The organism is Lachnoclostridium sp. An169 (genome assembly GCF_002160525.1).
Lineage (GTDB): Bacteria > Bacillota > Clostridia > Lachnospirales > Lachnospiraceae > Mediterraneibacter > Mediterraneibacter cottocaccae.
In genome coordinates, this window is record NZ_NFKT01000071.1 from 1 (window position 1) to 2,349 (window position 2,349).

General features: G+C 45.5%; 2 protein-coding genes. Both read left to right on the forward strand.

Annotated features, from left to right (window positions below; translation table 11 throughout):
* Positions 1 to 136 precede the first annotated feature (136 nt).
* Complete coding sequence (istA, locus tag B5F07_RS22115; RefSeq protein WP_087163330.1) at positions 137 to 1,456, forward strand: IS21 family transposase; 1,320 nt, start codon at positions 137 to 139, stop codon at positions 1,454 to 1,456.
* Positions 1,449 to 2,252, forward strand: a complete 804-nt coding sequence (locus B5F07_RS22120) for an ATP-binding protein (protein WP_087163331.1) — start codon at positions 1,449 to 1,451, stop codon at positions 2,250 to 2,252. The genes istA and B5F07_RS22120 overlap by 8 nt, the downstream gene beginning before the upstream one ends.
* Positions 2,253 to 2,349 lie beyond the last annotated feature (97 nt).

Consider the following 2,349-nt stretch of genomic DNA (forward strand, 5'->3'; position numbering starts at 1 on the left):
TATTAGCGTCGGGTTAAAATAACCATCTAGTGTCAGGCTAAAATAGCCAATCCTAGTCAAATTAAAAAAGCCATTACATACAGGTCTTCATCCTCTTATACTGATGATAAGCCAATGCATCAGAAAAGGAGGATTTATGCACGAAGATGCTACATGTAATGACTTACAAAAAATCATAACACAAGCAATCAACGAAATAAAGCAGGAACAAGGCGAAAATTTCAACCTTGCCAAAATTAATCTTGCAGAACTGGAACGCCGAACCGGGCTCAGCAGATCCAGGCTAAGGCACTTAAAAGAAAATAACTTTATTGTTACGCCACATGGGAGGACAGGACAAAAAGCAACAGCTACGGTTCTGACCGGATATAGCGGCATTATTGACGGACTGCTCCGAAAAGGCGTCACGAATTCTTCTGTATGCTTTGAGCGGCTGCAGGAAGCTGGATATACCGGTGGGTTAACAACCGTAAAAACTTATATCGCTGATCACCGGGATCTTGTCCCGCCCAAGCGTCAGCTCGTTGCCCCTCAGGGAAACCGGGGACGCAGATATCAAACTTCCCCTGGGGAATCCTATCAGATGGACTGGGGCTTTGTCCAGGTAGATACAAATACCGATGCTTCCTATAAGGTCGCATGTTTTGCTATGATCTGCCATCATTGCGGGGAAAGATACATCGAATTCTTCCCCAATGCCAGACAGGAAAATCTTTTTATAGGGATGATCCATGCTTTTACTTATATGGGAATCCCGCACTATATACTGACAGACAACATGAAAAGTGTCGTGATCCGGCGTGATCCAGAGGGACATCCTATCTGGCAGAAAGATTATAAAGTGTTCATGGAAACGATCGGTTTCCAGACGAAGCTCTGTAAACCAAGGCATCCTTTCACCAAAGGAAAGGTGGAGCGCCTGATCCGCTTCGTAAAAGATAACTTCCTTGCTGGCAGAGTTTTTGGCACGATTACCGAATTAAATCTGGAAGCCATCGGATGGTGCAAACGCCAGAACAGCATATACCATAAAGCAGTGGACTGTATCCCCTGTGAAAAGCATCAGGAAGACTGCATGGCTGTTGCTTCCGTATTAACAAAAACACAGGCACTTGCTTTCTATCTCTGTCCGGAAAGAAAAATTTCTTTCGATGGATTTGTCCATTATGAAGGGCGGCGCTTCGGCGTCCCGTACTGGTACACCCAGAAGACCTGCAGAATCCGGAGAGATTCCTTTACCCTCTATATCTACGCATCCGATCTCAGCAAAGTCCTGACCACCCATGATGTTACCTGGATGAGAAGAGACAGTTTCTGCCGGGATCAGTATGTGACAGAACAGCCGGAAGAAGTCCCATCAATGCCAGTCAAAACCCGGATCTTTCAGATAGAGCCACCCAAACAGCACTCCGGATTTGAAAAATTCAACTTTGAGGAGGGCCTGTGGGATGACTGAATCAATACTTGAAAGAATCCAGTCCAGTGCAAAGGCACTGAAGATCGATCTTTATACAGCAGAACTGGCCAGCTATGCCGATGAAAAAGAACTTACGCCGGAAGCTCTGGAGGCAGTCTGCGGAGTTTTTGAATACCTGGAGCAGAAAAAATACGACTCTATGGTCCACACAATGCTAAAACTGAGTAAGCTTCCTATGAATGAGCCGAAAACCTTTGAAAGATTTGATTTCAGCCGGCTCCATGGAAAGCATGTGCAGTCACTGAAGAACCTCTCTTCTCTGTCCGCTCTGTATGCAGGAAAAAATCTGGCATTTATTGGTCCGCAGGGTGTAGGCAAAACTCATCTGGCCATGGCTTTTGGGCGGGAATGCTGCCTGAAAGGATATAAGACTTATTTCTTAAGGGCAAGCGAACTCAACCAAAAGTTGACGGATGCAAGGAAACACGGCCGGGAGGGGGCTGTCATCAACGGGCTGGTAAAGCCTTCCTGCCTGATCATTGATGAGATTGGCAGGTGTGTGTTCGATAAAGAGAACACCCGTATGTTCTTTGATGTGATTGACCGCCGCTATAATAAAGATGGTCCCAGCACCATGATTTTTACCAGCAACAAAACACCAAACCAGTGGGGCGAATATTTCAGCGAAGATGATACGCTGCTTTGTTCTTTAGACCGGGTTTTTGATGACGCCACTGTATTTATGATCAAAGGTGACAGTTACCGGGGACGCAAGCTGGAAACACTTGGTCTTGAGGCTGGTATCGCAAAACATACGGAGTATAAAAATGCGTAACTGTTAATAACATACATGATGCATTGGCGATTTTAAATTGACTGAGATTGGCGTTTTTAATCCGACTCTGAATGGCGAAAATCGCCCGACGCTAACA